Genomic DNA, 5616 nt, shown 5'->3' on the forward strand with positions numbered 1-5616 from the left:
ACTATATTCAAAGTAGTAAGTCTAGTTTATGAAAATGATAAGCTTGTATCTACTAAGACCCGTTTTTTTGTAAGTAGTATGAAAGCAAATGAACTAAGTGCTGATAAATGGCTAGAGTTGATAGTAGCTCGTTGGGGTGTAGAGAGTGTACATCAAATTCTTGATGTTTCTTTCTGTGAAGACAAACATCCTTGGATCACAAAAAATGCCAATGGTGCTTTAGTGGTAATGTTATTGAGGCGTTTGGTTTATACTTTGTTGACACTTTATAAATCGGTGACACTGCGCAGTGAGCAAAATCGGGAAATGACCTGGCGCGAATTGATGTCACAGATAAGAGATACGTTGTTATGGGCGCGTGAAAAAATATTGGATGGATTAAGACCGCGAAAGTTTGCCATGCCACCGGCTTTGTGTTGACCGATGTTTAAATTTCAACGCCTAGCTGTATTTGCCTAGGAGATTTGGAGGTTAAACAGGTTATTAATTAAATAGAAGGTTTAGGCAACACTATGATATGAATGCTGATGCCGGTTAGCATGAATGCCATAGTTGTACTTATGCCTTATAAAAGTTAACGATATCGATAGGTTGGCGCCAGTTGAAAAAATGATCGTGAAAAACTCCGATCGGTAATAATCAAATATGTATTTTAAGCAACAATTACAGATAATTAACCGAAACTGTAGCTAGATGATTATCAAAATTAATGCAAAAAGTAAGATGGTTTAGGTATGGCCTTTAATATAGATAGTATTCCGGAAATAGAACCGACATCAGGTTATAGCTCTGAAGACCAAATAGCGAAAAAGCCACAAAAGAAGAAAAATATTCTGTGTCATCTACCGGATATAATTGAAAAGGCTGGAAGCGCTTTACATTTTTTTAAAAAATATTCTGCAAAGACAGCAGAGAGAGAAGTTATCCCAAGACCAGTACAGGTATTTAATTCTTGGGAGATTGCAAATAGGCTAAAAAATATAAATGATCCTACTACTGCTCTTAAACCAATTATTACAGTTTCTTCTCCACCAGCCTCAGAGGGCTCAAATAGAGTTTTAGAAGCGGTTTTTATTCATGAGAATAATCCTGTATTAGCTCAGCTTGATCAAATAGGAAATCAATTAGACTTTAAGACTAAAAAATTTATAAGGAAAACATTGGTACTTGAAGATAATTTTATCATGTTAGAAGATAAAACCATACTTTTACCATATTATGATTATCAGTGTAGATATATAAATGGGAAACAATATCCTCGATGGTTTATGGAGCATTTTCTGAGCTTAATTGGTAATATGAATTCATACTTATCAATTCTTAATCACTATGATATTAATGTCGATCCCGTAACAGATGAAATAAAGCCTAATCTTCAAGGAAATACTTTAAGTCTTAATCATGCTCATGCAATCGAAGTGACTCAATTTGGAGAGAATCGAAAATTTAGGGTATCACGAGTGTATTTAGAAGGTGGTAATGTTCTAACTACTGAAAAGAGTGATGGCTCAAAAGGTATTATTATTGGTGAACATAGTGTTATTGGTTCTTTAATTGCGCTTGAGTGGCAGGATCATTTTATCGATGAAAAGAATAAAGAATTCAGTAAGATAAAAATTGAAAATAAAATTAAACAGCTTAATATATTGCCAATTGAAATAGCATATATAAAAAACATTCTACTGGAAAGTGGTAGAATGGCAATGGGTAAAGACTCACCACCATTTGAACAGCAAACAAAAGAATTTATAGCAAAACTTGAATTGACCAAAGATGTAATTGCCGAGGAATTATCTGTAAAACGAAGCGACATTTCTTTTATTCCCCAAATTGGCTTTCATATTGATATGTATATGAGACCTGGCCCCAATGGACAAATTTTTATTAATGACGAAAAAGAAAGTATTAAAACACTTGATCTGATTTTAGAAAATAAAAAATATGAGGGATTTGATCAATTATGTCTTGCAAAATATAGAGAAAAAGCCAAAAAGCTAACAGCAATAGATATAGCCGATTATAATGCAGACGTTAGCAAATCACCTGAAGTTGCAAAAGCTAGAAAAGAAGCATATTTATGGCAATTTATGATGCAACAGATTAATGAAATTTTGCAAAGAGACAATTATGTTGTCAGACCTATAGCAGGTTCTTTTGGTGCAGATTTAATAAATCAATCAGATTATAGACGTGTTAATTTATTTATCAGTTTTTTAAATTCTCTTACCGGCGAAGTAGAAAATGGCAAGTATTTTTATATTACTTGTAGCAGTTCTATTAAAGAATTAGATAATGCTTTTGCTGCAAAAATATCGTCTTATGGTATCGATAAGGACTTGATATTTTTCTTAGATGATCCCACGAGGAAAATTATATTAAGTAGAACATTACTAGATTGCTCTACCATTGAAGAGTTAAAGAGTAATATCGAAGCTAGCAAATAATTGCAATTATTTATCTTCAGCCAGTTTAATCGTTAACTAAAATTATTTCACTCTAGCTTACAATCATCACAATCGTCGCTATTGTAAGTGTGGCTAGCGAAATATTAATAACCCGAAACATGCGTGGGCTTTTCATTACATGTTGCAGTATATTACCTGCAGCAGCCCACAAGCTTATTGTGCATAAGCAAACAATATTAAATGTAAATATAATTGCAATTATAGATACAATATAATTATTATCTTTTTCAGCAAAAAAAGATACCGTTGAAAAAGCAATCACCAGTCCTTTGGGGTTGAGAATAGGTATAGCCCAACAAACTAATGAACTACGTGAGTTAGTGTTACGACACTTTCCACCTGGTACGCGCGTGACTGCACCAAAGGGCGGCTTTTTTCTTTGGATTGAATATAATAGCAAAATTGATGCTATTGAGCTTTTTAAAAAAGCCATAGTCCATAAAATTAGCATTTCACCTGGACCAGCATTTACTATTGAAGATAAGTTTCATAATGCCATTCGTCTTTGTAGTGGCATACCTATTGATAAGCGAGTAATTAGGGCAATACGACAATTAGGAGAATGGTTAAAATGAAGCCAAGCAATGCTAATGACTCTCATATTAACGAACATTGGTTAACATCATTAATGCAAATGCGAGCAAAGGATAATTTATTATTACAGCAACGCCATATTAATCCCAGCTTAAAAGAACTTCATAGTATCGTTGGTTTTAATCGAAGTTTTGTCAAAGCCTCCGGTAGCACACTTACAGATGATAAAGGCATTAACTATCATGATTTTCTTAGCGGCTTTGGGGTACATAATATTGGTCATAACCATCCACAAGTTATCTCTGCATTAAACGAAATATTAGCGACATTTTCGCCTTCATTTTGCCAAATTAGTAGTGAGTTATTAGTTGGTTTAGCGGCCGAGCATCTTAGCCAACATTTGCCAAAAGACATAACCCGAATTTTCTTTTGTAATAGCGGTAGCGAAGCCATAGATGCAGCAATAAAGCTTGCAAGAGCAGCCACCAAAAAAAAGCGCATAGTCTACTGCAGCGGCGCTTATCACGGCACCACTTTAGGGGCTTTAAGTGTTACGGATAATCGTCGCTTACGCCGTCGTTTTGGACCTTTAATACCAGGGGTGATCTGCATTCCATTTGGTAACATTGAGGCGCTTGAACATGTTTTGATGAACAAAGATATTGCCGCCTTGATTATTGAACCAATTTTAGCAGAAGGCGGCGTAATAATGCCGCCAAAAGGTTTTTTAACTAACGCTACCGCTCTTTGCAAAGCTAATGAATGTCTTATAATTGCTGATGAAATACAATGTGGTATGGGACGCACCGGCAGTTTTTTAGCCTGCAACCGTTTTGATTTTACTCCCGATATAATTACTCTAGCCAAAGCGCTTGGTGGTGGCCTTATGCCGGTTGGCGCCATGGCCACTAGGTCAGATATTTTTAATCGAGCTTATGGTTCATTACGGACTTGCCTTGATCACACTACCACTTTTAGTGGTGGCCCTTTAGCGATGGCCGCAGTTATTGCAACACTAAAGGTCTTAGATGATGAGAAACTTACATATAATGCGCAAGAACAAGGTACTTATCTTAAAAATAAACTCAATGCATTACGTAATCGTCATCCGCAAATAGTTGAGATACGTGGTACAGGCTTAATGATGGGGGTGCAATTTGCCGATGTTAGTCATGGGGTATTTGCCAAGCTGTTTTTAGGTGAAATTGGTAAAGCATCAGCAGGTCTTTTTGCTCAATATATTGCATTACGTTTGATTGAAGAGCATCATATTATCACCCAAGTGGCGGCTAACGATCCAAGTGTATTAAAAATAATGCCGCCATTGGCCATTAATCAGCAACAATGCGATGAATTTATAAAAGCACTTGATAGTGTCTTAAGCGAAGGTGGTCATACTAAAGCTTGGAAGTATTTAATAGCTAATTACCGCAAAGCAACAACGACACCAAGAAGAACACATTGAATAGATTAAGCGGTTTGCTTTATAAGTATAAGATTTATACTGATTTGATATTTTTAAAAAGAGTAAGGAGTTATTGACCAAACACCTGATGATGAACCGATCCAAATATTGCCATCAAGAGTTGGAATAATATTACTGATTCCACCAAAAGCTCGATAACTCATACTAGCAGGAGGAGAACCAGAAACACGTTGCCAAGTATTAGAAATCGCTAGAGTATGTAAAACAGTAGGACGACCACCAACTAAACCCGCTACTTCGATCAGAAACGGACCAGTCATACCAGCGACATCAAGGGAATAAGAGCCATCAGTCGCTACGGTTGCGGATATACGTTCTCCAGTAGAGTCGACTAACCCAAGTACGCCATTAGCCAGCGGAGCACCACCTGCTGCTATACCCACAATTTTTTCAGGAGCACATGCTTTGCAAGGCGTTACTAAATCTGGTGGGGTAGTATCATCTGAATTTGATGAATTGTTGTTATTTGCTTCAGATTCGGTATTATTATTAGGGTCAGATTTAATCGTACCCTCACCACTGCAGCCAACCAGTAATAAATTAAGAGAACAAATTGCAATTACTAACTTGTTCAACATTTTATCCTCCAACTAATGTTTTTATAAAAATACAGCACCATATAATTTGATATCTATCAGTAGTTATTTAGAAGCACAACGATAAAAAACATTAATTATAATATAAAAATATCATAAATAGAATTTTGTGACGTGGATCACAATAATTGTTGTTGATAAATGTGATGCGGATCACATCGTTGTTAGAGATAGATGTGATGCAGATCACTAACTAAGGCTGAAAGGATGTGAGGTAAGTCACATGGTACAATGTAAGTAATTGTAATATAAAAAAATTATAAAATAGTGAGTAGATGTGATATAGAACACAAAATTATAGAATATAGTAATTGAATTAGCTAATACTTGTGACGATCTTTTTTTTAGGATTAAATGATAAAAAAGTAGGGGGTGTCCATAAATGTTGGACCGAGAGATTCACGAAAGCCGCGTAAACGATGGTCCGCGCGCGCAGTAAAATCATGCGAAAGGCTTGCTAGTGGCAAGTCGCAGGCAGGATTTTTACGAGCACGTGGCCGTAAGTAGCGGATTTCGTGAAGATCGACGGGAGACA

The 5616-nt window shown here is 35.9% G+C and carries 6 protein-coding genes; 4 read left to right on the forward strand and 2 right to left on the reverse strand.

Features of this window, described 5'->3' with window-relative positions; genetic code table 11:
• The 4 genes from JW841_18730 to JW841_18745 form a co-directional block, all read left to right on the forward strand.
• On the forward strand, positions 1-420 hold a 420-nt coding region (locus JW841_18730), incomplete at its 5' end, for an ISAs1 family transposase (GenBank protein MBN1962971.1).
• A 314-nt stretch (positions 421-734) separates the two neighbouring features.
• A complete protein-coding gene (locus JW841_18735) occupies positions 735-2444 on the forward strand; it encodes a hypothetical protein (protein MBN1962972.1) in 1710 nt (569 codons plus the stop codon).
• Between the two features lie 296 nt (positions 2445-2740).
• On the forward strand, positions 2741-3040 hold the full coding sequence (locus JW841_18740; GenBank protein MBN1962973.1) for a hypothetical protein: 300 nt from the start codon (positions 2741-2743) through the stop codon (positions 3038-3040).
• The gene (locus tag JW841_18745) at positions 3037-4464 is read left to right on the forward strand and encodes an aspartate aminotransferase family protein (GenBank protein ID MBN1962974.1); all 1428 of its coding nucleotides are present in this window, start codon (positions 3037-3039) and stop codon (positions 4462-4464) included. Before JW841_18740 ends, JW841_18745 begins: the two co-directional genes overlap by 4 nt.
• A 53-nt stretch (positions 4465-4517) precedes the next feature.
• Here the strand turns inward: JW841_18745 and JW841_18750 are convergent, their stop codons facing one another.
• Positions 4518-5063, reverse strand: a complete 546-nt coding sequence (locus JW841_18750) for a hypothetical protein (protein MBN1962975.1) — start codon at positions 5061-5063, stop codon at positions 4518-4520.
• Between the two features lie 368 nt (positions 5064-5431).
• Positions 5432-5616, reverse strand: a 185-nt coding sequence (locus JW841_18755) for a hypothetical protein (protein MBN1962976.1), incomplete at its 5' end; no start/stop codon positions are given.

The organism is Deltaproteobacteria bacterium, from assembly GCA_016931625.1.
In the GTDB taxonomy this organism is placed as follows: domain Bacteria; phylum Myxococcota; class XYA12-FULL-58-9; order XYA12-FULL-58-9; family JAFGEK01; genus JAFGEK01.

Excerpts from the sequence above, each read along its gene's own strand:
- JW841_18735 (MBN1962972.1), top strand. The coding sequence starts at position 735 with ATGGCCTTTAATATAGATAGTATTCCGGAAATAGAACCGACATCAGGT.
- JW841_18750 (MBN1962975.1), bottom strand. The coding sequence starts at position 5,063 with ATGTTGAACAAGTTAGTAATTGCAATTTGTTCTCTTAATTTATTACTG.
- JW841_18745 (MBN1962974.1), top strand. The coding sequence starts at position 3,037 with ATGAAGCCAAGCAATGCTAATGACTCTCATATTAACGAACATTGGTTA.